This window comes from Streptomyces sp. NPDC050560 (genome assembly GCF_044457285.1).
Classification (GTDB): domain Bacteria; phylum Actinomycetota; class Actinomycetes; order Streptomycetales; family Streptomycetaceae; genus Streptomyces.
Genome location: NZ_JBITGT010000001.1, coordinates 413,745 through 439,266, shown reverse-complemented (window position 1 = coordinate 439,266; position 25,522 = coordinate 413,745). Strand labels below are relative to the sequence as shown.

At 71.1% G+C, this 25,522-nt stretch carries 21 protein-coding genes; 15 read left to right on the top strand and 6 right to left on the bottom strand.

What is annotated here, in order from left to right; all coding sequences use genetic code 11:
• From ACIBIW_RS01895 to ACIBIW_RS01885, 3 genes are read left to right on the top strand one after another with little or no spacing between them, the layout of a single operon-like run.
• Complete coding sequence (locus ACIBIW_RS01895) at window positions 1-1,803, top strand: acyl-CoA dehydrogenase family protein (protein ID WP_399330836.1); 1,803 nt, start codon at window positions 1-3, stop codon at window positions 1,801-1,803.
• 27 nt (window positions 1,804-1,830) lie between these two features.
• Window positions 1,831-2,598, top strand: a complete 768-nt coding sequence (locus ACIBIW_RS01890) for a 4'-phosphopantetheinyl transferase family protein (protein WP_399330834.1) — start codon at window positions 1,831-1,833, stop codon at window positions 2,596-2,598.
• A 10-nt stretch (window positions 2,599-2,608) separates the two neighbouring features.
• Window positions 2,609-3,898 (top strand): NAD(P)/FAD-dependent oxidoreductase, encoded by a 1,290-nt coding sequence (locus ACIBIW_RS01885; protein ID WP_399330832.1) that lies wholly within the window; start codon window positions 2,609-2,611, stop codon window positions 3,896-3,898.
• Window positions 3,899-3,997: 99 nt separating this feature from the next.
• Here the strand turns inward: ACIBIW_RS01885 and ACIBIW_RS01880 are convergent, their stop codons facing one another.
• Complete coding sequence (locus tag ACIBIW_RS01880) at window positions 3,998-4,897, bottom strand: BTAD domain-containing putative transcriptional regulator (RefSeq protein ID WP_399330830.1); 900 nt, start codon at window positions 4,895-4,897, stop codon at window positions 3,998-4,000.
• Window positions 4,898-5,072: 175 nt separating this feature from the next.
• A complete protein-coding gene (locus ACIBIW_RS01875) occupies window positions 5,073-5,768 on the bottom strand; it encodes a MerR family transcriptional regulator (RefSeq protein WP_399330828.1) in 696 nt (231 codons plus the stop codon).
• 88 nt (window positions 5,769-5,856) lie between these two features.
• Here ACIBIW_RS01875 and ACIBIW_RS01870 point away from each other — a divergent pair, with 88 nt between their 5' ends.
• The gene (locus ACIBIW_RS01870) at window positions 5,857-6,282 is read left to right on the top strand and encodes a DUF3291 domain-containing protein (RefSeq protein ID WP_399330826.1); all 426 of its coding nucleotides are present in this window, start codon (window positions 5,857-5,859) and stop codon (window positions 6,280-6,282) included.
• A 205-nt stretch (window positions 6,283-6,487) separates the two neighbouring features.
• Here the strand turns inward: ACIBIW_RS01870 and ACIBIW_RS01865 are convergent, their stop codons facing one another.
• Window positions 6,488-6,925, bottom strand: a complete 438-nt coding sequence (locus ACIBIW_RS01865; protein WP_399330824.1) for a hypothetical protein — start codon at window positions 6,923-6,925, stop codon at window positions 6,488-6,490.
• A gap of 398 nt (window positions 6,926-7,323) precedes the next feature.
• Between ACIBIW_RS01865 and ACIBIW_RS01860 the strand changes: the two genes are divergently transcribed.
• The 4 genes from ACIBIW_RS01860 to ACIBIW_RS01845 all read left to right on the top strand — a co-directional run bounded on the left by ACIBIW_RS01860 (window position 7,324) and on the right by ACIBIW_RS01845 (window position 14,023).
• Entirely contained in the window at window positions 7,324-10,479 is a 3,156-nt protein-coding gene (locus ACIBIW_RS01860; protein WP_399330822.1) for a glycoside hydrolase family 2 TIM barrel-domain containing protein, read from the top strand.
• Window positions 10,480-10,773: 294 nt separating this feature from the next.
• Window positions 10,774-12,066, top strand: a complete 1,293-nt coding sequence (locus ACIBIW_RS01855; protein WP_399330820.1) for an ABC transporter substrate-binding protein — start codon at window positions 10,774-10,776, stop codon at window positions 12,064-12,066.
• 89 nt (window positions 12,067-12,155) lie between these two features.
• Entirely contained in the window at window positions 12,156-13,106 is a 951-nt protein-coding gene (locus ACIBIW_RS01850; RefSeq protein WP_399330818.1) for a carbohydrate ABC transporter permease, read from the top strand.
• Window positions 13,103-14,023 carry a carbohydrate ABC transporter permease gene (locus ACIBIW_RS01845; RefSeq protein WP_399330816.1) on the top strand — a complete coding sequence of 307 codons (921 nt, stop codon included), beginning with the start codon at window positions 13,103-13,105 and terminating at the stop codon, window positions 14,021-14,023. The genes ACIBIW_RS01850 and ACIBIW_RS01845 overlap by 4 nt, the downstream gene beginning before the upstream one ends.
• Here the strand turns inward: ACIBIW_RS01845 and ACIBIW_RS01840 are convergent.
• The 3 genes from ACIBIW_RS01840 to ACIBIW_RS01830 form a co-directional block, all read right to left on the bottom strand.
• Window positions 13,998-15,218 (bottom strand): MFS transporter, encoded by a 1,221-nt coding sequence (locus tag ACIBIW_RS01840; RefSeq protein ID WP_399330814.1) that lies wholly within the window; start codon window positions 15,216-15,218, stop codon window positions 13,998-14,000. The genes ACIBIW_RS01845 and ACIBIW_RS01840 overlap by 26 nt on opposite strands.
• A gap of 189 nt (window positions 15,219-15,407) precedes the next feature.
• Window positions 15,408-17,606, bottom strand: coding sequence for an alpha-amylase family protein (locus tag ACIBIW_RS01835; RefSeq protein ID WP_399330812.1), 2,199 nt, complete (start codon window positions 17,604-17,606; stop codon window positions 15,408-15,410).
• Window positions 17,603-19,180 (bottom strand): hypothetical protein, encoded by a 1,578-nt coding sequence (locus ACIBIW_RS01830; RefSeq protein ID WP_399330810.1) that lies wholly within the window; start codon window positions 19,178-19,180, stop codon window positions 17,603-17,605. The genes ACIBIW_RS01835 and ACIBIW_RS01830 overlap by 4 nt, the downstream gene beginning before the upstream one ends.
• Before the next feature lie 121 nt (window positions 19,181-19,301).
• On the opposite strand from ACIBIW_RS01830, the gene ACIBIW_RS01825 reads away from it, so the two are divergent.
• From ACIBIW_RS01825 to ACIBIW_RS01795, 7 genes are all read left to right on the top strand, one after another.
• Window positions 19,302-20,210 carry a carbohydrate ABC transporter permease gene (locus tag ACIBIW_RS01825; protein WP_399330808.1) on the top strand — a complete coding sequence of 303 codons (909 nt, stop codon included), beginning with the start codon at window positions 19,302-19,304 and terminating at the stop codon, window positions 20,208-20,210.
• Between the two features lie 10 nt (window positions 20,211-20,220).
• The gene (locus ACIBIW_RS01820) at window positions 20,221-21,135 is read left to right on the top strand and encodes a carbohydrate ABC transporter permease (RefSeq protein ID WP_399330806.1); all 915 of its coding nucleotides are present in this window, start codon (window positions 20,221-20,223) and stop codon (window positions 21,133-21,135) included.
• 60 nt (window positions 21,136-21,195) lie between these two features.
• Entirely contained in the window at window positions 21,196-22,497 is a 1,302-nt protein-coding gene (locus ACIBIW_RS01815; protein ID WP_399330804.1) for an ABC transporter substrate-binding protein, read from the top strand.
• 34 nt (window positions 22,498-22,531) lie between these two features.
• Window positions 22,532-23,614 (top strand): mandelate racemase/muconate lactonizing enzyme family protein, encoded by a 1,083-nt coding sequence (locus tag ACIBIW_RS01810; RefSeq protein WP_399330801.1) that lies wholly within the window; start codon window positions 22,532-22,534, stop codon window positions 23,612-23,614.
• 98 nt (window positions 23,615-23,712) lie between these two features.
• A complete protein-coding gene (locus ACIBIW_RS01805; RefSeq protein WP_399330799.1) occupies window positions 23,713-24,516 on the top strand; it encodes an IclR family transcriptional regulator in 804 nt (267 codons plus the stop codon).
• A 127-nt stretch (window positions 24,517-24,643) separates the two neighbouring features.
• Window positions 24,644-25,144, top strand: a complete 501-nt coding sequence (locus ACIBIW_RS01800) for a TetR/AcrR family transcriptional regulator (RefSeq protein ID WP_399330797.1) — start codon at window positions 24,644-24,646, stop codon at window positions 25,142-25,144.
• A 14-nt stretch (window positions 25,145-25,158) separates the two neighbouring features.
• Window positions 25,159-25,509, top strand: a complete 351-nt coding sequence (locus tag ACIBIW_RS01795; RefSeq protein ID WP_399330795.1) for a hypothetical protein — start codon at window positions 25,159-25,161, stop codon at window positions 25,507-25,509.
• Window positions 25,510-25,522: the final 13 nt, after the last annotated feature.

The window sequence follows — 25,522 nt, the reverse complement described above, 5'->3', positions numbered from 1 at the left end:
ATGTCCACACTGTCGAGGTCCGACGTGGTCGAACTGGCCGCGCGCCTTGAGGAGTTCCTCGGCGACCCGCACGACGCGGACAGCCGTATGCCCTTCGCGCAGGTGCTGGCGCACGACGTCAGCGGCGAGTACCCGTACCAGTTCGTCGCCCTGCTGCGCCGCTGGGGCGTCCTCGACCACTGCCTGCCCGAGGCCCAGGGCGGCCGGGCGGGCAACGTCGAGACCGGTATCGCGCTGATGCGGCTCGTGGCCCGCCGCGATCCTTCGACCGCCGTCGGCCTTGCCCTCAACAGCCTCGGCTTCATGCCGCTGTGGACGCTCGGCACCGATACGCAGAAGCGGGAGCTGATCGCCGACATCAAGCGCGGCAGCACGGTCTCCTGGGGCCTGTCGGAGCGCGTCCACGGCAGCGACCTCGTCGCCAACGAGGTGGCCGCCGAGCGCACCGAGGGCGGCTGGCTGCTCACCGGCGAGAAGTGGCCCATCGGCAACGCCACCGTCGCCGACAAGATGGTCGTGTTCGCCCGCACCGGCAAGCGCCCCGGACCCGCCGCCTACTCCCTCTTCCTGCTCGACAAGTGGCGCGCCGCCGCCGACACCGTCGAGGACCTGCCCTTCGAGGACCTGTACGGCACCCGCGCCCTCGACCTCAGCGGCGTCCGCATGGACCGGGCGTTCGTACCCGACTCGGCGCTGATCGGGCGCGAGGGCCAGGGCCTGGAGATCGCCCTCAAGACCAGCCAGACCGCCCGCGTGGTGCTGATGCACCTGGCGCTCTCCGCCGTCGACACCAGCCTGCGCCTCGCCCTCGACTTCGCCGAGCGCCGGGTGCTCCTGGGCGACGCCATCTCCGACGTCCCCTACACCAGAAGGCAGTTGACCGAGGCGTTCGCCGACCTGATGATCGCCGACGCCATGGTCCTCGGCGGCGCCCGCGCCCTCCAGGCCGCGCCCGAGCAGATCAGCGTCTGGTCGTCGGTCGTCAAGTACCTGGTGCCCACGCTGCTCCAGAAGACCATGTCCCAGCTCACCGTGGTCCTCGGCGCCCGCACCTTCCTGCGCGGCCACCCCCACTACGGCATGCACCAGAAGATGGTCCGCGACATCCTCATCACCGACATCGCCGACGGCAACACGGTGGTGAACCTGCGCAACCTCGGCCACCAGCTCGCCGGGCTCCTCGACCGGGCGGCGGAGGCGGACGACGACGTCCGCGCGGCCGCCGCGGAGCGCGCCGCGACCCTCTTCGGCATGGACCGGGAGCTGCCCGTGTACGAGCCGGTCCGCCAGGAGCTGTTCAGCCGCGGCCTCGACGACGCGGTGCTCGCGGCGCCCGACGGGCTGCGGCGGCTGCGGGCGCTCGCCGACGCGGCGGAGGGCACCGACGCGGAGCGGCTGCGCGCCGCCGCCGACCTCGGCGCACGGCTGATCGGCCGGGCCGCCCCGCTGCGGGAGCGCGCCACGAGCCTCAAGTCGGCGCTCGGCAAGGACTATCCGCAGTCGCCCGAGCTGTTCGAACTGGCCAAGGAGTACTGCCTGGTGCACGCCGCCGCGGCCTGCGTCCTCACCCACGTCCACTCGGGCGACGTGCTCGAAGCGCCGCTGCCCAGCGCCTCCCTGCTGCTGCTCCAGCTCGAACGGCTGCACAGGCAGCTCCACCCGCACGAGCAGCTCACCTCCCAGGAGGTCGTCGACGAGGCGATGACCGCCCTGCGCCGACTCCACCAGGAGAACCGGCTGTTCTCGCACTGGCAGTTCCCGCTCGCCAAGCGCGTCACCGACGAGGCCGCGGCGCGCCGCTGACACCGCGCACGACCGGGAGGAGGCCGCGTGCACCACGCCGATCCAACGTATCTGTGGCTGCTGCCCGAGCGCGCCGTGGACGGTTTCGCCACCGCGCTCGGCGGCACCCGGCTGCTCACCGCAGAGGAGCGCGCCGGCCTCACGCGCCGCCGCACCCCGGGCGCCGCGCGCCGCTATCTCGGGGCGCGGCTGCTGTGCCGCTACGCGCTCACGGCGCGCACCGGGCGCCCGCTCGACGGCTGGCGCTTCACCCGGGGCGTCCACGGCCGCCCCGAGCCCGAACCGGCGGCCGACGGCGTCCGGTTCAACCTCTCGCACTGTGAGGGCCTGATCGTCTGCGTCGTCACCCGGGGCCGCGGCTGCGGGGTCGACGTTGGCCCCACCCCCGCCACCGGGGCCCTGAAGGACCGGCTCGCGGCGTTGCTCGGACCCGCCGAGCGGGCCAGGCTCGACGCGGCGGCGCCGGGCGCGCGGGCGGAGCTGGCCGCCGAGCTGTGGGCGCTGAAGGAGGCGTACCTCAAGGCGCTCGGCACCGGGCTCATGCGCGGCCCCGGCAGCTTCGGCTTCGTGCCGCGCCCCGGCGGGGGGTTCGCGGTGCGGGACCCCGAGCTGCCGGACTCCGGCGCCGCCTGGTGGTTCGACCTGCTGAAGCCCTCACCGCGGCATGTGCTCGCGATCGCGGGCGAGCGGGGCGGGCCCGGCCTGCTGCGCCGCACCGACCTGGCCGACCTCTCCCTCATCGACACCCATGAACCCGACGTCCCGGCCCACCGCCTCGTGGGACACCGACCCTAAGGACCTGACCATGACGCAACTCTCCACGCCCCGTGTCGCCATCGTCGGTGCCGGTGTCTCCGGCCTCTCCGCGGCCTACCACCTGCGCGACCGGGCCCGTATCACCGTCTACGAGCGGGAGGACAGGCTCGGCGGGCACGCCAACACCGTGGAGGTCGAGGACGCGGGACGCACTCTCGGCATCGACACCGCCTTCGTCGTCTTCAACCGCCCCGCCTACACCAACCTGTGCGAGTTCTTCGACGAGTTGGGCGTCGAGGCGGTCGAGCACAAGGGCGCCTTCAACTTCTTCGACCTGGACTCGGGCCTCGAATACGGCACCAGGGAACTCGGCCTGTCGGAGGAGGAGGTGGCGGCGCAGTACTCGGACGAGTTCCTGACCATCTGGCGCGACGCCCGCCGCTTCCACACCGAGGGCCGCAGGGACTTCGTCCGCAAGAAGGCCGACATCCCGCTCGGCGAGTACCTGGACCGCGGCGGCTACAGCCAGGCGTTCCGCACCTCCTACGTCATCCTGCTGTGCTCCGCGGTGTGGTCCATCCCGGCCGAGCTGATCTGGGAGATGCCCGCGAGCACCGCCATCGCCTTCTTCATGGGCCACGACGAGGGCGGCCTCGGCGGCCAGCACGTCGACTGGCGCACCGTCGGCGGCGGCTCCGTCTCGTACGTGCGCAAGGCACTGGCCGCGATCGGCCCCGAGGTCCGCGCGGGCGAGCCGGTCACCGCCGTCCACCAGGACGCCGACGGGGCCACCGTCACCACCGCGAGCGGCACCGAGCGCTACGACTACGTGGTTGTCGGCGCCCACGCGGACGAGGCGCTCGCGCTGCTCGACAACCCCGGGGAGCGCCAGCGCGAGGTGCTGTCCAAGGTGCGCTACAACTCCTCCGAGGTCATCCTGCACACCGACGCCTCCGTGATGCCCGCGGACCGGGAGCGCTGGCAGGCGTGGAACTACGGCAAGGTCGCGGTCGGCGGCGAGGACCGCACCTACGTCGCCTACTACATGAACAAGCTGCACGGATTCACCTCGGAGAAGGACTACTTCGTCACCCTCGACTACCCGCGCGCGGTCGACCCCGGAACGGTCATCGCCACCTTCCCGTACACCCACCCGGTCATCGACGTCCATGTGCGCGAGATGCAGAAGGACATCTACGACGTGAACGTCGGCACCCGGGTGAAGCTGTGCGGCTCCTACTTCCACGCCAAGCGGCACGGTGTGGACCAGATCGGCTCCCACGAGGCCGGCTACTCCTCGGGGATGGACGTGGCACGCCAGCTCGTCAGCGAGCTGTGACAAGGGCCGTCCCCGCGTGCGACGGAGCGCGCCCCGCATCTCGGTGCGGGGCGCGCTTCCCGTATGACGGCACCCGTACGCGGGCGAGTTGACGGAGCGTCAGGAAGCGAGCACCTGACCGCTGAGGAGGTCCGTCAGATAGCCCATGACGGAGCGCGGCGAGGGGTCGGCGGCCCGCTCCGCGAACGCCGCCGCGGGGGCGGGCGCGCCGACAGGACCCGGCGCCGCGGCCGGGTCGGTGAGCACCGGCGAGCAGACGCTGATCTGCTCAAGCCGGGCCGCGAGCAGCGGGGTGTGGCCGCCCGCGACCCCGGCGAGGTCACGGCGGGCGCGCTGGTAGACCCCGATGGCCTCGGCCGGGCGCCCGCAGCGGCACAGGGCCAGCATCAACTGGTCGTGGAAGCGCTCGCGCAGCGGCTGCGCCGCCACCGCTTCCCGCAGCTCGGGCAGCACCCGCTCGTGCAGCCCGGTGCGCAGCGCGCAGTCGAAGGCCAGCTCCATGGCGTCCGCACGGTCCCGTTCGAGGCCCGCGGCCAGGCGCGCGAAGGCAGGGCCGTACGGGGCGCCGCCGAGGACGGGGCCGCGCCACAGCGCGAGCGCCGCGCGCAGTGTGGCGTGCGCGCCCTCGGGGTCGTGTGCCGCGGTGCGGCGGGCGCGGGCCAGGCGCCGTCCGAAGAGCCCGTGGTCGGTCTCACCGGGCCGCACCCGCAGCGCGTAGCCCGACGCACGGGCGACGAGCCGGGGCGTGTCACGGCCCTGCGGCTCCAGCCGCAGCAGGGTCCTGCGCAGGAACGACACATGGGCGTTGAGCGAGTGGAACGCCCGCACCGGCGGCTCGGCCCCCCACATCTCCCGTACCAGGACCTCCCTGGGCACGGGGGAGTTCGGCCGGGTGAGCAGGGTGGCGAGCAGCAGCCGGGGCTTCGGGGCGCCCAGGGGCGCGCACCGGTCGCCGGTCTCCTCGTACAGCTCGGGCGTGCCCAGAATCCGGAACTGCATGCGGTACCTCCCCGTGGGCGGTGGGCGCGCGGCGTGCGCCGCACGGATCTCCGCATACGAGCAGACCACGGGGGAGTGGTGGGTGGCCTGAGTCGCGGCTACTCACCTTCGCAGCGCCCTGCGGTGCCCCGCCCCCGGCGGCGGTGGCGCGGGCGGCGGCGCAGATGAGTGGCGCTCACTCATGATCCGTTCCGTGTCCGGGGCCAGGGTGGGGCCCGGCGGGGTGCTCGTCGGCGCCGTAGCGCGTGATCGACTCGTCCTCCTGGGCGAGTCTGCGCAGCGCCATCAGCGCCGGTTCGAGGAGGAACGTCATGAGCACCGCGCGCTCGGCCTTCTCCAGCGGGTCGGTGAAGCGGTCGATGTGGTCCATGTCGAGCCGGGCGGTCTCGGCCGCGAGTCGCGCGTAGGGGAGGAAGTGGTGCCAGTCGATGTCCATGCCGAGCGAGCGCAGCGTGCCCACGGTCTGGTCGAAGACGCCCCTGGCCGGGTTGTACTCGGAGATCGACCAGCCCATCTCCTTGATGAGCGCGTCGGCCTCGGGCCGCGCGCCGTCGGGGCGCTCGGCGCCGGAGGCGGGGGGCTCCTGCCTGCCGGTCTCGGAGGGCCAGATGCCGAAGACGACCCCGAGCAGGTGGTGGGTGTCGCTGTGCAGGTCCCCGATGGTGTCGAGGACCTGTTTGCAGGCGGCGACCGAGAGCCCGCGCACCCCGGTCAGCGCGCGGATCAGCCGGAGCCGTTTGAGGTGGGACTCGTCGTACTCCGCCTGGGTGGCCGCGGTGGCGCGTCCCGGTGGCAGCAACCCTTCACGCAGGTAGTACTTGATGGTCGCGTTGGGGACACCACTGCGTCGGCTGAGTTCCGAGATTCTCACGCGCGTCCTCGCTCTTCCCCTGGCAATTGGGTAACTGTACTGTCTAATATAGATAGTGCCACTCACCAATCGTGGAGGCGAGACTATCGTGCCCACTCTTCCCTGGGTCAGGCCGAACCCGGCCACCCCCGACACCAGCGCCTACGTCATGGCCTCCAGGCTTGAGGTGCGCTCCCGCAGGGACGTCCCCCGCTTCTTCCGGCAGTCCCTCACGGCGTGGGGCCAGGTCCGCAAGGCGCCGGGGGCGCTCGGGGCCTCCCTGGAGGCCCAGTTGTTCAAGGGCGTGTTCTTCACGCTGTCGGCGTGGGAGAGCCGTGACGCGCTCTACACGTACGCGCGCACGGAGCCGCACAAGAGCATCATGACCGGGCTCAGGTCCACCATGCGGGGCTCCACCTTCACTTTCTGGGAGGTGCCCGTCGACCGGCTCCCGATCTCCTGGGAGGACGCGAAGCGGCGCATCGACGAGAAGGCGCACGCCGACGAGGCCGACGCCTCCCGCGCGACCCACTGAACGCCCGGCCCGAGGCCACCCCCGCCCTCGGGCCGGGTTTCCCGTGCGCTCGCAGGACCGGCTGCACGGGTCATCGCATGCGTGAGGCGCTGCCCGCTGTGTCCGGGCAGCGCCTCACATGTCGCTGCGTTCGCCCACCGTGTCGGCGGGCGGGTCCGGCCGCCCCACGGGAAGGCCGGGCCGCGTCACACGGACGCGCGCTCCACTACTTCCGGCGCCTCTTTTTCGGCCCGTCCTTCTGACTGGTCGCCGGCCCCTGGCCGTTGTCCCTGTGCCCCTGCTGGCGCCGGCGGTCCGACTCCCGCTGCTGCCGGGGGCGGGAGTTGCCCGCCGGGACGGCCAGGTGGCTCCCGCCCTGCTGAGAGCCCAACGTGGCGGCCCACGCGGTCTGTTGTGTCGCCTGCGTCTGCGCCTGCTCCTGGGCATTCGGGGGGGTCGCGGACTGCCTTGTGACGGACGGCGGGACCAGGTGCGGTTGGTAGTGGTAGTTATACGCCAGCCGGTACTGATCGTACATTTCGTTCATCTCGCGGTAGTTCCGCAGCGCCTGCGGATCGTTCTCCGCGAGGTTCACGTTGGCCATCTGGAGCGAGAGGTACGACTCCTCCATTCCCTTGAAGTTTTCGATGTCCCTGAGATCCATGTACTCGTCGTGCCAGAGGGGGTCGGGGGAAGCTGAAGGGGCGTCTGACATGTGCCGATCGGACATCTGGGCTCCTGGGCTGGGTACTTCTGCGGTGTTGCACCGCCACCCGGAGAGGTGCGCGGAACCGGTACGACGGCGCTCGGTCCTGTTGCAACGGGAGGGAACCGTCCGGTGGTTCAGCCCGGCCCTCTGCCCCGCGGGCCGGTCGCGCGATCAGCGACGGACTCGGCCCGTCGCCGCCACGGCGCGAAGGCCCCTGACGCGTCTCTTGGCCCGCGCAGTTGGCGGTGTCAGAATCCGGGGAGGCGTGGTTGGCCTTGTTCGGTATTGGTCATTCCTGGTACCCGGTTCCGGGTTTCCGGGGGTCTGACGCACGTCGACGAGAGGGGTCCGCTGTGCCGGTCCAACGTAGGTCGCTACTGATCGCGGGGGCGGCCGGGGCAGCCGCCCTGCCAGCGCTGCCCGCCGCCGCGAGTGCCGACACCGCGGGCGCCGACGTGCCCGGGGCGCGGCCCGGCACGGAAGGGGCCGCCGTGCCCAGGACCCTCGACCTCGGCGACGACTGGCGCTTCGCGCTGGTCAACCCGGGCGACATCACCGACCCGGGCGGCAACTACGCGGACGCGGCAGAGCCCGGCTACGACGACTCGCGCTGGCGCCGCGTCCATGTCCCGCACGACTGGAGCATCGAGCAGACGCCCACCACCGCGCACGGCACCGCGGGCGGCACCGGCTATCTGCCCGGCGGCCTCGGCTGGTACCGAAGATCGGTCACGCTGCCCGCCGCCGCGGCGGGCCGCCGGGTGTCGGTCGAGTTCGACGGTGTCTACATGGACAGCAACGTCTACTGCAACGGCAGGCTCGTCGGCAACCACCCCTACGGCTACACCGGGTTCGCGTACGACATCACCGACCTGGTGCACACCGACGGCCGCACGCCCGACGTCATCGCGGTGGAGGTGCGGCACAAACTGCCCAGCAGCCGCTGGTACTCGGGCAGCGGCATCTACCGCCGCGCCCGGCTCGTCCTCACCGACCCCGTCCATGTCGCCCGCCACGGCGTGTACGTGACCACCCCCGGTCTCGCCGAGGAACTGAAGTCGGGGCACGGCACCGTGGCCGTCCGCGTCGACGTCCTCAACGAGGGCCGGAAGAGCGTCACCGCCACCGTGGCGCACACCGTCAGGGACCGCCACGGCCGCCCGGTCGCGCGCAGGTCGGGCGAGGTCACGGTGCCCGCGGCGCGGGAGCCCGCCAGGGTCGACATGGAACTCCGGTTGGCGAAACCCGAGTTGTGGTCGCCATCCACCCCGGGGCACCGCTACACCCTGGAGACCGAGGTCCGGGTGGACGGCAGGGCGGTGGACACCGTCACCACGCCCTTCGGCCTGCGCCACATCACCCTCGACCCGGACCGCGGCCTGTTCGTCAACGGCGAGCACGCCAAGATCCAGGGCGTCAACCTCCACCACGACCAGGGCGCACTCGGCGCCGCGATCCACCGCGACGCGGTGCTGCGGCAGATGACCCTGATGAAATCCATGGGCGTCAACGCCCTGCGGACCTCGCACAACCCGCCGTCCCCCGAGATGATCCGGGTCTGCGAGGAACTGGGCGTCGTGATGATGGTGGAGGCGTTCGACTGCTGGCGCTCCGGCAAGAACACCTACGACTACGGGCGCTTCTTCGACGAGCACAGCGCCGCCGACATCGCCGAGATGGTCGCCGCGGCCCGCAACTCCCCGGCCGTCGTCATGTGGTCGATCGGCAACGAGATCCCCGACTCCACCAGCGCCGCGGGCCTCAAGATGGCCGAGGGCCTGATCGCGGCGGTGCGCGCGCAGGACCCGGGCCGCCCGGTCGTCATCGGCTCCGACAAGTACCGGGGCCTGCCCGAGCCCGGCTCGCCAGCCGACCTGATGCTCGCCCGGCTCGACGGGCTCGGCGTCAACTACAACAGCGCCGCCTCGGTGGACGCCCTCCACGAGCGCTACCCGCACCTCTTCCTCTTCGAGTCCGAGTCCTCCTCGGCCACCTCGACCCGGGGCACCTACCAGGAGCCCGAACACCTCAACACCGGCGAGAACCAGACCCCCGGCAGGCGCGCCACCTCCTCGTACGACAACAACCTCGCCTCCTGGACGATGAGTTGCGAGTACGGCCTGAAGAAGGACCGGGACCGCCCGTTCTTCGCGGGCCAGTTCCTCTGGTCGGGCACCGACTACATCGGCGAGCCCACCCCGTACGACGTCTTCCCGGTGAAGGCGTCCTTCTTCGGCGCGGTGGACACCGCGGGCTTCCCCAAGGACGTCTACCACCTCTTCCGCAGCCAGTGGACCGCGGAGCCGATGGTCCACCTGGTCCCCATGGACTGGACGGACCACGCCCACGGCGAGAAGGTCCAGGTGTGGGCGTACTCCAACGTGGCCACGGTCGAACTCTTCCTGAACGGCCGCTCGCTCGGGGTGCGGGGCTTCGACGCCAAGAAGACCGCGGACGGCCGCCGCTACCTGGAGACCACCGAGGCGACGGGCGACGACAAGACCGTCACCGACGGCCCCCACCCCGGCAGCTACACCAGCCCCAACGGCAGCGCGGGCAAGCTCCATCTGACCTGGGACGTGCCCTTCGCCCCCGGTGAGCTGAAGGCCGTGGCCCGCAGCGGCGGCAGGACGGTGGCCACCGACACCGTGCGCACCGCGGGCCGTCCGCACGCCCTCAGGCTCACCCCGGACCGCGGCACCGCCCCCGCCGACGGCGACAGCCTGGTCTACGTCACCGCCGAGGTCGTCGACGCCCGCGGAGTCGTGGTGCCGGGCGCCTGCCACCTGCTCACGTTCGACGTGGCGGGCGGCGCACTCGCCGGGCTCGACAACGGCCAGGAGGAGAACGCCGAGCGCTACCAGGCCACCACGAGGACCGCCTTCCACGGCATGGCACTCGCCGTCGTGCGCACCGGCACCCGCCCAGGGCGGCTCACCGTCACCGCGCGCGCCGCGGGGCTGCGCACCGCCACCGCCTCCGTCACCACCACCCGCGCGAGCGGGCCCGTGGTCACCACGCCCCCGGTGCGGCCCGCCCCGGGGCCCGCGCCCGAGGCGCCCGGGTACCCGCTGGCCGACGCCAGTTACTCGGGCTCGGGGGACTCGCTCCCCGCGGCGATGCTGGACGGGGAGCAGGGCACCGGCTGGTCCAACGCCTTCGAGAAGAGCGCCACCGCGCTGCTGCCCGCCTTCGACGGCGCCCGCGCCGCCGACTGGGTCTCCGTCACCTGGGAGGAGGCCAGGAGCGTCGACACCGTCACCGTCCACTTCACCGTGGACGACACCCACTCCCTGCCCGCCGCGCTCGACGTCTCCCACTGGGACGGCGACCGCTGGTCCCCGGTGCGGCATCCCACGCTCACCTGGGCGAAGGACAGCGACGCCGCCACCGTCGTCACCTTCTCCCGCGTCCACACCACGGCGCTGCGCCTCGACCTCACCAGCGCCGCGCCCGGCACCCGCGCGGGCGCCCAGCGCATCTCCCTCCTGGAGGCCGGGGAGGGCTGACGCGGCGGGCTTCCGGAATTCAACTTCCGCACCTTGGTCTGTACATACCACTTCAGCAACGCTTCGTGAGGGTGTTTTGCGGTGCGGTTGTTGTGTCGGTGCTGGTCACAGACCTGCAAGCGGTTGCTGTCGTGGGTAGGGGTGATCGCTCGAAGTCTTGACAGCCCCTCTTGGTGTTGGTGACATCTGTTGAGTCACATTCGTTTGTGTTCGTTTCGCACCCCCGCGGGAGGGGTCATGAAGCTTTTTTCGACTGATGGTCGGCGATCCTCATCTGACGGAGCGTCACCTGACATGTCGTCACTGTCGCGACGGAATCTGCTTCGTGGCGCCGCACTCGGCGCCGGGGTGCTGGCGACCACGCCCCTGCTGAGCGCCTGCGGGGACGGCGGCGGCAGCTCGGGCGGCGGCGGCAAGACGGTCACCTTCGGCTCCAACGCGGCGGTGCCGCAGCCCAAGGGCGCGTACGAGAAGCTGTTCACGGAGGCCAAGAAGGCCACCGGGATCACCGTCAAGCCCAACTGGGTGGACCACAACACCTTCCAGCAGAACATCTCCAGCTACCTCCAGGGCAACCCGGACGACGTGTTCAACTGGTTCGCCGGCGAGCGGATGCAGTTCTTCGCGGGACAGGGCCTGGCCAGCGACGTCGACGACGTGTGGAAGACGATCGGCGGCAACTACACCGCCGCCATGAAGACGCAGAGCAAGTCGGAGGACGGGCACTACTACCTGGTGCCGTTCGACTACTACCCCTGGGCCGTCTTCTACAGCAAGAGCGTCTTCAAGTCGAAGGGCTACACCGCGCCGACCAGTTGGGACGACTTCATAGCCCTGGCGAAGAAGATGAAGGGTGACGGACTCACCCCCATCGCCTTCGCCAACAAGGACGGCTGGCCCGCCATGGGCACGTTCGACTACCTCAACATGCGCATCAACGGCTTCGACTTCCACATCGACCTGATGCGCAAGGGCGACAAGTGGAACACCCCCCAGGTGAAGGCGGTGTTCGACCAGTGGCGGCAGCTCATCCCCTACTACTCGGCGGGCTTCGCGGGGCTCACCTGGCAGGAGGGCGCGCAGCAACTCCTCAACCAGAAGGCCGGGATGATGGTCCTCGGCCTCGACCAGATCGGCACCATCTTCACCGGTGACAAGGCCGCCGACCTCGGGCTCTTCGCGTTCCCGGAGATCGACTCCAAGAACGGCCAGGACGCGGTCGAGGCCCCGGTGGACGGCTTCATGGTCTCCAAGTCCCCAAAGAACAAGGACGGGGCGGTGAAGCTGCTGAAGTACCTCGGCACCGCCAAGGCGCAGCAGCTCTGGCTCGGCACCAACCCGGCGGACGTCGCGACCGCCAAGGGCGTCGACACCGCCAAGTACACCCAGCCGCAGAACGACGCGGTCAAGCTGATCACCGGCGCGAAGAGCCTGTCGCAGTTCATGGACCGCGACACCAGGCCCGACTTCGCCGACCCGGTGATGATCCCCGCCATCCAGAAGTTCCTCGGCAACCCGGGGGACGTCTCCTCGATCCTGTCCAACGTGGACAAGCAGGCCAAGACCATCTGGGCGAGCGGTAGCTGACACCCCCTCAGGACGCGGCTCCCCGCCAACGGGCGGGGCGCCGCGTCCGGTCCGGTGAGGTGTCGGCCGTACGAGACGGCGAGGAACGCATGACTGTTGTGGAAGGTGCGGCGGCGGCGCGGGCCACGCCACCCAGGGGCCGGCGGCGCAAGCTGCGACAACTCACGGTCCGCGACCGGGTCAGCCTCGCCCTGATGGCGGGCATACCCACCCTGATCACCGTGGCGTTCGTCTGGGTGCCCGCGCTGGCCTCCATCGTCCTGTCCTTCTCCAGTTGGACGGGGTTCGGTGACTTCTCGACCATCCAGTGGGTGGGCACCGAGAACTACCGGAACATCTTCTCGATCTATCCGCCCTTCGACCCGGCCATCCAGCACAACCTGATCTGGCTCGCGGTCTTCTTCTGCCTGCCGCTGCCGTTCGGGCTCTTCCTCGCGGTCCAGCTCGACAAGCAGATCCGGTTCTCGCGGGTGTACCAGAGCGTCATCTTCCTTCCCGTGGTGCTCTCCCTCGCGCTGATCGGCTTCATGACGGAGCTGATCTTCTCCCCGACCCAGGGCCTCATCAACAACCTGACGGGCCACGCGGAACACCACGTCGTCGACTGGATGGGCGACCCCCACCTGAACATCTGGGCCGTGCTGGTGATGGCCTGCTGGCGGCAGGCCGGGTATGTGATGGTGCTCTACCTCGCGGGGCTCAAGAGCGTCGACCCCTCGCAGAAGGAGGCCGCCGCGCTCGACGGCGCGGGCGGCTTCCAGGTCTTCCGGCACGTGGTGTGGCCCGCGCTGCGGCCCATCAACATCGTGGTCCTCGTGATCACCGTGATCGAGTCGCTGCGCGCGTTCGACATCGTCTACGTCATCAACAAGGGCACCAACGGCCTCGAACTGCTGTCCGTCCTCGTCACCGGCAACATCGTCGGCGAGGCGAGCAGGATCGGCTTCGGCTCCGCGCTGGCCAGCATCCTGCTGGTGATCTCGCTGGTGTTCATCGTGCCCTATCTGATCAGCATGTTCCGGAGGGACGAGCGCGAATGACCACGCTGACGACCGAGCGCACCGGGCAGCCCGCGGTCGTGCCCCCGGCGCCGCGCTCCCGGCCGCCGCGCACCGGCCGCATGTTCCTGCACGCCTTCCTGGTCATCACCTCCCTCCTCTGGCTCGCGCCGCTGCTGTACGCGTTCTACACCGCGCTGCGGCCGTACGAGGACACCCAGCGCGACGGCTATGTCTCGGTGGGAGGGCACTACAACTTCCACAACTTCACCGCCGCCTGGAGCCAGGCCGAACTCCCGCACTATTTCTGGAACTCGCTCGTCATCACGGTGCCCGCGCTGGTGGTCACCCTGCTGCTGTCGAGCATGGTGGCGTTCGTGGTGGCCCGCTTCAACTTCCGCCTCAACATCGCGCTGCTCATACTCTTCACCGCGGGCAATCTGCTGCCCCAACAGGCCATCATCACCCCGCTGTTCAAGATGTACCAGCTCATCGAGCTCCCGGAGTGGATGGCGGCGTCGGGCAAGCTCGACGACTCCTTCTTCGGGCTGATCCTGATCCATGTGGCGTTCCAGACCGGGTTCTGCGCGTTCGTCCTCTCCAACTACATGCGGACCATCCCGCGCGAGCTGGGCGAGGCGGCCCTCGTCGACGGGGCCTCGGCCTGGCGGCAGTACTGGCAGGTCGTGCTGCCGCTGTGCCGCCCGGTGCTCGCGGCGCTCGCCACCCTGGAGTTCACCTGGATCTACAACGACTTCTTCTGGGCCACGGTCCTCATGCAGACCGGCAGCAACCGCCCCATCACGGCCGCGCTGAACAACCTCACGGGCCAGTTCTTCGTGAACAACAACCTGATCGCGGCGGGCGCGCTGATCGTGGCGGTGCCCACCCTCGTGGTGTTCTTCGTCCTCCAGAAGCAGTTCATCTCGGGGCTCACCCTGGGGGCGAACAAGGGCTGAGCGCCGCCCCGCGGCGGGCGGTGAAGACCGGGGCCGAGGCCACCAGCGCCAGCGCGAGGGCGGCGGCGATCGCGTAGGCGAGCCGGAACCTGTCGCCCGAGCCGAGCGCCCCGCTCGCCGCCGAACCCACGATGAGGCCCACGTAGTTGAAGACGTTCAGCCGGGCGAGCACCGCCTCGGTGGCGCCCGGCTGAAGCCGCCCGCCCGCGGCGAGGCAGAGCGGGATCAGCACGGACAGGCCGAGCCCCGCCACCCCCGCGGCCGGGACGGCGTACGGCCAGCTCGGCGCCCCCGCCAGCAGCGCCACCGCGGCCGCGGTCAGCGGCGCCGCCCCCCGCACCACCGCCGCGGGCCCCGCGCGCCGCACCAGCCGGTCGGCCAGCGTCCTGCCGGCCACCGTGCCCGCCTGGTACGTCGCGTACGCCAGTGGGGCGGCGGAGAGGGAGGCGCCGAGGGACTGGCGGAGGTAGACGGTGCACCACGAGGAGATCGTGGAGTCCACCACGTACACCGCCATGAGGACCATGCCGAGCCGCACAAGACGTGCCCACACCCCGGCCCGCAGCCGGTCGGGGCCGCCCGCGCCGCGCCCGGCCGCGTCGGGCAGCCGGTGCGCGCGCAGGGCCGGAGCGAACGCGGCCACCACCACCGCCTGCGCGGTCAGCACGGACCCGGCCGACCAGCCGAGCCGGTTGGTGCCCGCCGTCACCAGCGCGGCCACGATGCCGCCCGCGCTCCAGGCCGCGTAGAACGACGCGAAGACGCTGCGCCCGTACGCCCGCTCCACCGAGGCGCCCCGGGTGTTCACACAGACGTCCATGCTGCCCACCGTGAGCCCGAAGAGCAGATAGGCGACGATCGCGACCGCGGTGCCCGGCGCCCGGCCGAGCAGCACGAGCGCCGCCGCCGACAGCAGGAGCGAGAAGCGCATCGCGACGACGGGCCCGAGCGCCCGCACCGCGGCCTGCCCCACGAAGCTGCCCGCGCCCGCCATCAGCGCCACCGCCACGATCATCACCGTGACCAGCGACTCCCCGATGCCGAGGTGCTGTTTGACGACCGGGATGGTGGTGAAGACGGCCGCGATGGCCGTGCCCTGCCCGGCGAACGCCGCGGTCGCCACCCGCCGCGCCGCCACCACATGCCGCGCGGGCCGCGGCCCCGCGAGCCCTCTGTCCCCCTTCGGCTCCGTCACGCCACCGCCCCCTCGCCTCGACACGCGCCCGGCGCAAGCGTCGGCGCTCCAGGGAATGGCTTCCCCGACCGGGAGCGGCTATCCGGGGTCCGTGGGACGGGTGGGGAGGGCGTGCCGCCACCGTGTCGTCATGGGGAGAGGCGGGCGGCGGCCCACCGGCCTCCCTCCCCCCTCGGGCGGGGGCCCCGCTCAGCCCTCCTCGAACACCACCACCTCGTGGTCGAGGACCTCGTCGAGCACCACGCCCGTGCCCCCGGCCACGGGTCCGACCGGCACGGGCCGCCCCGCGCACAGCAGGCGGGCGCGGTCCGGGGTGAAGCCCGGGACATGGACGGCGAGGCCCAGCGGGCCGACCCCGTACAGCTCCGTGACCGGGGCCCCGTACGCGCCCGGGTTGGTGAGGTTGAGCACGTGCGCCACCAGGCGGCCCGGCTGGCGGTAGAGGCGGCAGTCCAGGAGCCCGGGTCCCGTGACCTCCAGGGGCGCGGGGCCGCGGCAGGCCCAGCGGGCCAGGTTGCCCAGCAGCCTCGCGTGGTCGGGCTGGTGGTCGCGGGCAGTGCAGCGGTCGAGGTCGGCCGCCAGGTACGCCACCCGGCCGCCGGACGGCGCCTCGCGCACCAGCACCGCGGGCAGCCCGCTGTCCGGCTCGCGCATCCACGACGTCTCCGGCGGATAGATCGGGAACGGCTCGACGAACGTGGCGAGCACGGTGGTGTCCGCCGCCGCCTCCACGACCTCCAACCGCCCCGCGAAGCCCAGCAGATCGGTCTCGTCGAAGCCCGCGAGACCCGGGTGCCTCGTGGTGCCGTCCGCGGGCGGCTCGTGGCCGGTCAGCGGCCCGTACACCGCGCCCCGCCGCTCGGGGTGCAGCCTGAGATAGCTGTGCGAGCCGCCGCGCTCCCAGCTCTCCGGCGCCTCCGACTCGCCGCCGCGGTGGGCGCCGGTGGCGTGCGCCCCGAACACGTCGGCGAGCTGGAAGTCGTCGAGCCGCTCTCCCCACTCGTCGTGGAGGCTGGTCCTGCCGGTGGCGATGACGCTGCCGCCGTCGGCCACGAACCGGCGCACCTGCTCGCACTGTCCGGCCGACATGCCGCCGACGTCCGGCAGCATCAGCACGCCGAGGCGGCCCGACTGCGCCGCGATGTCGTCGGCGTGCACGGGCAGATAGCCGAGCCGCGCCGCGCGCAGCGCCCTGGTGGCCCCGGTGTACGGCGACTCGGTGCGCACCCGGGCCTCGTCGCGCCCGAAGAACACGGTGCTGCGCTGCGACCACACCACCCCGACCGCGGCCACGGGCTCCCGGTCCACGAGGTAGCGCTCGTTCTCCTCGTGCCAGGCGAACAGCGGCTCCGCGGTGCGGTATTGGCGGCGGTCGTCGTGGTAGGCGCCGATGTGGTGCCACCACGGCTGGATGCCGCCCGCGAAACCGGCGGCGGCCCACAGCCGCACCTCGGGCACCGGTTTGGAGCCCACCCGGAACGTGGGCCTCGCGTGCCCGTACAGGGCGGTGCTCTCCGGCACCAGCTTGTCCCACCCGGCCTGCTCGTGGATGAGCTGCCCGGCGTCCGCGTTCGCCGAGAACGTCTCGCCGTACGGGCGCGCCTGCGAGTCCAGCATCACGATCTCGCTGCGCCGGTAGATCTCCCTGGCGTCCCTGAACCGCTCGGCCTGGTCGGCGATGCGGCCCGCGTTCATGCCGAGCCAGAGGCAGTCGTCGCCGCCGGCCTCCCGGGTGACCTTGTTGTTGAGGTCCCACACCGCGAGCCTGGTGCGGTAGCCCCACTCGACCCACTCGCGGTAGCCGCGGTCCTCCCAGTCGGCGGTGTCGGGCAGCGCCCGCCCGGTGGCGGCGCGGAAGCCCTCCGCGCAGTGCGCGCAGTAGCAGATGTGCGCCCGGTCGAGGCCGCTCCAACTGTTGTCGGTGATGCCCTCGGGGGCGCTGCGCTCGATGATCTCGCGCAGCACGCCCGGCAGGTACTCGTGGTAGTACGGCCCGTTGACGCAGGTGGTGAAGCGCCCGCCCGAGCGGTACGGGGCGCCGTCGCGGTCCACCGCGAACCAGTCGGGGTGTGCGGCGTGGAAGCGCGCGTCGGTGCGGTTGGAGTCCATCCTGGCCAGCACCGCGAGCCCGTCCTCGTGCGCGGCGGCGGCGATCTCCCCGTAGAGGTCGCGCTCCCCGAGCCGCTCGGCCCGGTGCTGGAGCGGGAACGCGCTCGGGTAGTACGCGACGATGCCGCCCGCGTTGACGATGACACCGCCGATCCTGGTGCGCCGCCAGTGCTGGCGCCACCACGCGGAGTCGTAGCGCTCGGGGTCGGTCTCGGTGAGGTTGGTCTGGCCCCAGCGGCGCACCCGCCGGTACCACGGTGTCCCGTTCGCCTCCGTCACGCGCGTGCCGTCCCTTCCGCCGCCACCCGGCGCAGCGCGTCGCGCGCGCCCGCGAGGTGGTCGAGCCACATCTCGGAGTACTTGCGGCTGAGCACCACGCCCTGGGCGCCGCCCTCCAGCGCGGCGAGCACACCGTCGCGCACGCCCTCGCGGGTGGTGCGGGCGAGTTCGCCGGGGTCGAGTCCCGAGCCGCGCAGCCCCGTGCTGTTGCCGGGGTTGAGGTCGGTGGGCGGCTCCTTGCCCGGACCCACCGGGATGTCGATGTCGATGCCCGGGTAGATGGCGGACCTGCCCGCCACCCCCGCCACCGCCCGCGCGGTCTCGCGGCGCACGTACTCGGCGGAGAACCCGGTGGCGGCGATCTCGTCGAGCGGCGCCTCGTCGACCCCGAGCAGCCGGGTGACCAGCGGGTAGACGTCGGCGTCCGGGGCGTCCGCGAACAGGGCGCGGCCGATGTTGGCGATCCAGTTCCTGAAGCGCGGCCCGGCGCAGTTGTGGTACGTGACCACCTTGATGAAGTCGGAGAACTCGCTGAGCACCGCGTAGTCCTGGCCCGCCCGGTAGAAGGGGCTGAACGACAGGTTGTGGTAGATGTGCCAGCCCACCTGGAGTTCGGCGCGGCACGCCTTCGCGACGCCGTAGATGTCGCGGTAGAGCTGGTGCTGGGAGTCGGTCCAGAGCTGTTGCCAGGCGAGCAGCTCCGGATAGCGCAGCAGCAGCCGCCAGAACGTCACGAAGGCGCCGTCCGCCGGTATCTGACCCTCCGCCAACTGCCGGTTCCAGGCGAGTGCTTCGCGGTAGCCCTGCCGGGCGCGGGCGGCGTCGATGCCGCGGTCGGCGGCGATCCCGGCGCAGTGGCGGCAGAAGCAGGTGACGCTGTCGGGTGTGACGGGCGCCTCCATCAGCAGGTTGAGCGGTCCCGGGCGCTCCGAGCACCAGGCGAGGCCGTCCAGCTCGTAACTCTGCGCGTAGTCCTCGACGATGGACAGGTGCCAGGCCCGGTAGTCGGGGTTGTTGAAGCAGGGCCTGGGCGCGGGGCGCCCCCAGACGTCGACTTCGAGGCAGGTGGCGGGGAAGCCGGGGTAGCGGCGCAGCTCGGCGGCGTACCCGCTCTCCTCCATCCACGCGAACGCGCGCATCCCGCGTGCCTTCGCGGCGGGCAGGACCGCCTCGAACATGTCCCAGCCCGGGTGTTCGGGGGCGGCGCCCGCGGGTCCGAGCGCGCCCTTGCGGTAGTACTCGGGGTGCACGGTGGCGTAGTTGCCGCCGACCCAGGCGCGGTCGTACTCGCGCACCCCGTGGTCGGGCAGCGGGTGGCCGGGCAGTTGGCGGCCGCCGGTGCCGCGGGTCCAGGTCGGTGAGGCGAGGAAGAGCGCGTTCACACCGCCGCGCTCCGCGAGGCTGTCGAGCAGCGGTTCCACGCCCTCGTCCTGGAAGGAGACGGCGCCGATCTGGAGGGCGACGAGCGGGTCGGCGGCGGTGCGGTGGGCGGGTGGCCGGGGCGGCGGGTCCACCGGTCCGGGGGTTTCGGACGTCTCGGCGGGGGTCTCGGGAGTCTCGGGTGGTGTGGCCATGGGCGCTACCTCCGATGAGGGTCTGGCATGTCCCGCGGTACCAAGCCTTGTCCTGTCAGGGCCCTGTCAGTACGGTAGCCAAGTTCCCTCATGCTGAATAGGTTTCAAGGTTGTGAAAAATATGAGAACGTCACAACCCCATTCGCGCACTCTCTCCTCCAACGCCCGTCGCCATCTGACCGGTTGGCTCTTCATCGGGCCTGTGGTCCTCGGCGTCCTCGCGTTCCAGTTCGCACCCGTCGTGATCTCCGGATTCGCGTCGATGACCGACTGGAACGGCATGACGGCACCGCACTTCACCGGGCTCTCGAACTACGTCACGCTCTTCACGCAAGACCCGCTGTTCTACGTGACGTTGAGGAACACGATCGTGTTCACGGTCGGCAGCATCGTGCTCACCATCGCCCTGGGACTCGCCCTGGCCCTGCTGGCGAACCAGCCGGTGCGCGGCATCGGCATCTTCAGAGCGGCGTTCTTCACGCCCGTGGTCACCAACGTGGTGGCCGTCGGCTTCGTCTGGTTCTGGCTCTACCGGCCCGACGACGGCCTCTTCGACGGGCTGCTCTCCCTCGTCGGCATCGAGGGGCCCGCCTGGCTCGCCGACTCGCACTGGGCGCTGCTCGCGGTCATCCTGGTCGCGGTGTGGCAGGGCGTCGGCTATCCGATGGTGATCCTGCTCTCCGGGCTCCAGGCCATCCCGCCGAGCCTCTACGAGGCGGCCACCGTCGACGGCGCCTCGCCCTGGACCCGCTTCTGGCGGATCACCCTGCCGCTGCTCACCCCGCAGCTCTTCTTCCTCATGATCATGCAGTTCATCACGTCGTTCCAGGTCTTCGGGATCATCTACGTGATGACACATGGCGGGCCCGGCGACGCCACCAGCGTCTATATCTTCCAGGTCTACCAAGTCGCCTTCTCGCAGGGGAAGTTCGGCTACGCCTCGGCGATGGGCTGGGTGCTCTTCCTCATCGTCGGCCTCGTGACGTGGCTCCAGATGAAGCTGGAGCGGCGCTGGGTCTTCTACGGATAGGAGGTCGCCCATGACGGTCGACGTCGCCGCGTCCGCACCGGGACGCGGGCAACCGTCAGGACCGGCACACCCCCGGGCGCGCGAGCCCCGCGGACCCGGGGCGCGCAAGGGCGGGCGGGGCAGCAGGGCCCTGCTCTACACCGTGCTCGTGCTGCTCGCGCTGGCCTTCGTCGTGCCCCTGATCTGGATGATCTCCTCGTCGCTCAAGCCGGAGAACGAGATCATGCGGGTGCCGCCCAACCCGGTGCCCACCCACCCCCAGTGGGACACCTACGCCAAGGCGGGCCGCACGGTGTGGCCGTTCTTCGTCAACAGCATCAAGCTGGCCGCGATCAACGTGGTCCTGCTGCTGCTCTTCGCCTCGATGGCCGCCTACGGCTTCGCCCGGCTCAGGTTCGCGGGCAAGCGGCTCGCGTTCGCCGCGCTGCTGGCCACCGCGATGATCCCCAGCATGGTCTACCTGGTGCCGCAGTACATCCTCTACCGGCAGATCGGCTGGGTGGACACCCAGTACCCGCTGTGGATACCCCGCGTGCTGACCCCGGTGTTCGGCACCTTCCTGCTGCGGCAGGCGTTCCTCCAGGTGCCGGGGGAGCTGGAGGACGCGGCGCTGATCGACGGCGCGAACCGCTTCACCATCTACTGGCGGATCATGCTGCCGCAGGTGAAACCCGCGCTCGCGGCGGTGGGCGTGCTGACGTTCATGGAGTCGTGGAACGACCTCTTCGGACCGCTGATCTTCGTCAACTCGCCCAGTATCCAGACCCTTCCCGTCGCCCTCGCGATGTTCCAGGGCGAGTACTTCAGCCAGACCAACCTGATGATGGCGGCGGCGACCATCTCCGTCGTACCACCGCTCGTGCTCTTCCTCATGGCCCAGCGCTACTTCGTGCGCGGGGTGACCATGAGCGGCCTCAAGGGCTGAGCCGCGCCGCCCGCCGGGCCGCCGGAACACACCCAGTCGGAACGAGGAGGTACCGACGCCATGCCCCTGCCCCACCCACGGGACGTCAGCAGAAGGACCCTGTTGCGCTCGGCCGCCGCGGGCGCGGGACTCGCCGCCACCGCCGGGTGCATGACCCCGTCGGAGAGCGACGCCGTCACCCTGCTCGACTGGGAGACCGTGCCTGGCACCCCGCTCGGCGACGCCCTGGAGGCGTTCGAGCGCAAGACCGGCATCCACGTCGACGTGCAGCCCACCCCCACCTCCGACTACGACACCAAGCTGCGCACCGTGATGTCATCCGGCGTGCCCCCGGACGTCGTGCGGATGAACGACGACTTCGTGCGCGGCTACTCCGCGGGCGGCCAACTGCTCGACCTGAACCCGTACATCAAGCAGGACGGGCTCAGGCAGGAGGACTACTTCGAGCGCGCCTGGCGCTTCCCCGTGCAGCCGAACGGCGAGCACACCGCGCTGTGCGTCGGCACCCAGCCCTGCGTCATCTTCTACAACGTGGACGCCTTCAAGGAGGCGGGCGTCCCGCTGCCGCCCACCACCTGGACCGACAAGGGCTGGACATGGGACGACTTCCTCGCCACCGCGAAGAAGCTGACCGTGCCGGGCAAGCGCTGGGGCGTCCTCATGTACGACGACACCAGCGCCGAGACCACCTGCACCGTCAACAACGGCGACCCCACCGGCATCTACTCGGCCGACGGCAAGCGCTTCACCCTCGCGAGCCCGCAGGGCGTCGACGGCATCCAGTGGCTCGCCGACCTCACCAACAAGCACCACGTACAAGTCCCCTGGTCGCGTCTCCAGCCCGACAGCACCACCAACTTCGACGACTCGCTCTTCGTCCAGGGCAAGGTGGCGATGGTCTCGCGGGCGTACGGCATCGCCCCGTACTACTCGCAGAACGTCAAGGACTTCACCTGGGACATCGCCCCGATCCCCGGCAACCGGGGCCAGACCACCATCTCCACCATGATCGTGTGGGCGCTGCCCAAGCAGGGCCGCAACCATCACCAGGCGTGGCAACTGCTGAAGTTCCTCAGCGAGGGCCAGGGCGCCGAGATCCTGGCCCGCCAGCACAACTACGTACCCGCCAACCGCGAGGTCGCCAGGGGGCTGAAGAGCAACGGCCGCCCGCCCGCCCACCTCGGCCTGCTCTCCGAGGCCATCGAGCACGCCACCAACGAGAACGTGAGCCCCAACGTGGACCGGGCGCGCACCATCTACCGGCCCCAGCTCCAGCAGGTCTGGCTCGGCCAGAAGACCGCCGCCGAGGTGCTCGGCTCGGTCGAAAGCCGGGTCAACAAGGCACTCTCCGGCAAGTTCTGACCGCTCGCCCGCCAGCCCGACCGAGGGGAGAACCATGAAGATCACCAGGGTGGAGTCGATCGTCCTGCTCGACCAGTACCACCTGGTCAGGGTGTACACCGACGAGGGCGTCGACGGCGTGGGCGAGGTCAGCCCGATGAACGCGGCCGTCACCCACGCCATCGTCGAGAGCGCGCTCGCGCCGCTGCTCGTCGGCGAGAACCCCGCCGACATCGAGCGCCTGTGGCAGCGCATGTACTCCTGGCCCTACAAACTCGGCCCGATGGGCGCCCAGTTGGAGGCCATCGCCGGGGTCGACATCGCGCTGTGGGACATCGCGGGCAAGGTGGCGGGCCAGCCGCTGTATGAACTCCTCGGCGGCACCTACCGCAAGGCGCCCGAGGTGTACGCGAGTTCCATGAAGCGCGGGATGACGCCCGCCGAGGAGGCGGCACGCGCGGTGTCCTTCCAGGAGCAGGGCTACCGCGCGTACAAGATCCACTCGGCGACGCCCTGGATGGCCGACGACGGCTTCGACCAGACCCTCGACACCGTGCGGGAGATGCGGGCCGCGGTCGGCGACGACTTCGACATCCTCGTCGACGTCAACAACGCCTACTATCCGCACACCGCCGTGAAGACGGCCCGCGCCCTGGAGCAGTACGGCGTCTTCCACTTCGAGGAGCCGCTGCCGCCGCACGACCACGACGGCTACGCGGCGCTCGCCGACGCCGTCGACATCCCCATCGCCGGGGGTGAACAGGAGTACACCCGCTGGCAGTTCCGCGACCTCATCCTCCACGCCCGGCTCGACATCCTCCAGCCCGACGTCATCAAGTGCGGCGGCATCACCGAGTTCCGCAGGATCGCCGCGCTCGCCTCCACCTTCAACAAGCCGATCACCGTCCACAACACCCAGCCCACCATCGGCACCCTCGCCCATCTGCACCTGTGGATCTCCACGCCGAGCTGTGTGTACCCGCAGGAGTACAACATCGAGCCGAACCCGCTGCGCGACGAGACGCCCTTGTGGCGGCAGCCGGTGCTGCCCGAGGGCGGCCGGATGCGCGCGCCCGACGCACCGGGACTCGGCGTCGAGCTGGACGAGGACGTGCTGGCCCGGCTCCGCTCCACCTGACCGGCAGCACCGTGCCCCGGCGCGGTCCGGAGCCGGGACCGGCTTGGAGGTGCCCTCCGGTGGGCGGGAGGGGCGTGCCGGAGAGGACAATGACGTGTATGACGAGTGAATCCACGTTTCAGCCGGTCAAGTCGGCCGACCGGGCACTGGCCGTACTGGAACGCCTCGCCGCCACCCGCAGCCGGCGCACGCTGAGCGAGCTGAGCCGCGAACTGAACATCCCCATCAGCAGCCTGCACTCGATCCTGCGCACCCTGCAACGGCGTATGTGGGTCGAGGCCGACGAGACCGGGACCCGGTTCGGCATCGGTGTGCAGGCGCTGACGGTGGGCTCCGCGTATGTGCAGACCGACGACGTGGTGGCCCGCGCGCAGCCCGTGCTCGACTGGCTCAACGAGCAGACGGGCGAGACCGTCCACTACGGGCGCCTCGAAGGCTCCCACATCGTCTACCTGGCCAAACGGGAGTCGCACTACCAGCTCCGCATCTACTCGGCGGTCGGGCGCCGCATCCCCGCGCACGCGACGGCGCTCGGCAAGGCGATCCTCGCCGAGTACGGCGACGACGAGGTACGGGGGCTGCTGACCTGGCCGCTGCCCACCCTCACCAGCAAGACCCGCTCCGACGCCGCCGCGCTGCTGCGCGACCTGGCCACGGCGCGGCGGCTCGGCTACGCCACCGAGAAGGAGGAGAGCGACACCGGGCTCGGCTGCCTCGCGGTGGCCGTCCCCGACTGGCGCCGGGTCCGCGACGCGATCTCCCTCGCGGTGCCCACCGCCCGCCTCGGCCGCGAGCGCCGCGCGGAGCTGGCGGAGCTGCTGCTGACGGCGCGCAACACGCTGCGGGAGCGGATGACGGGACAGGCGCGGGAGGACGGGGGGTTCCTGCGGATTCTGGAGTAGGGCGGGAGGTTCCCGCGGTTGTCCGGGCGCGGCGGAGGAGCGGGGGCACCGTGGTGATGCCCGGGACCGGCAGTTTAGGAACGGTCGTTCTTGACTGATCGTTCCTCAACTGTCTATGGTGCTGTCCATGGGCAGACCGAGAGCGTTCGACGAGGACAAGGCGGTGCGCGCCGCCGTGGGCCTGTTCGGCGGACGGGCGTATGACGGTGTGTCCGTCGACGACCTCGTCGGCCACCTCGGCGTCCATCGCAACAGCCTGTACAAGACGTTCGGCAGCAAGCGCGGCCTCTACCTGGTCGCCCTGCGCCGTCACCTCGCCGACGACGTACGCCCGCTGCTCGACGACCTGGCAGGCGCGCCGGACGTCGCGGCCGTGCTGCGCCTTGTCACCTCGGCCGACCTCGGCCTGCTCCTCCTCGCGGCGGTGGAACGCGCGCCCGTCGACGCGGAGGTCGCCTCCGAGGTGCAGGCCGCCCTGGCCGCCGTCGACCAGGCCATTGTCGACGCGCTCGGCGTCCCCGCCGACCTCGCCGCCGCCCTCACCGCCGCGGCGCTCGGCATCCTCCTGCGCGGCAACCCCGACAACGCCGCCACCGCACTGACCCGGCACCTCGGCCCGCTCACCTGAAAAGGGAACCCGACATGGCACTGATACGTATCGACGGCGACGACCTCGTCGTCGTGATCGAGGGGCTCGACAAGCTCTGGGCCTTCAAGGGCAGTCTGACCATCCCCCTGGCCAACGTCCGCGGCGCGACCGCCGACCCCGGTATCGCCACCGAACCCAAGGGCATCCGCGCGCCGGGCTCCCGCGTGGCCGGTGTGATCACCGCGGGCACGTTCCACCAGGACGGCGAAAAGGTCTTCTGGGACGTCAGGGACCCGTCGAAGGCCGTCGTGGTCGAACTCGCCGACGAGCGGTACGCACGCCTGGTCCTCCAGGTCGACGACCCCCGCGCGGCGGTCGCCCTGGTCGAGAACGCCCTCGTCTGAGAGGAGGTGGTCC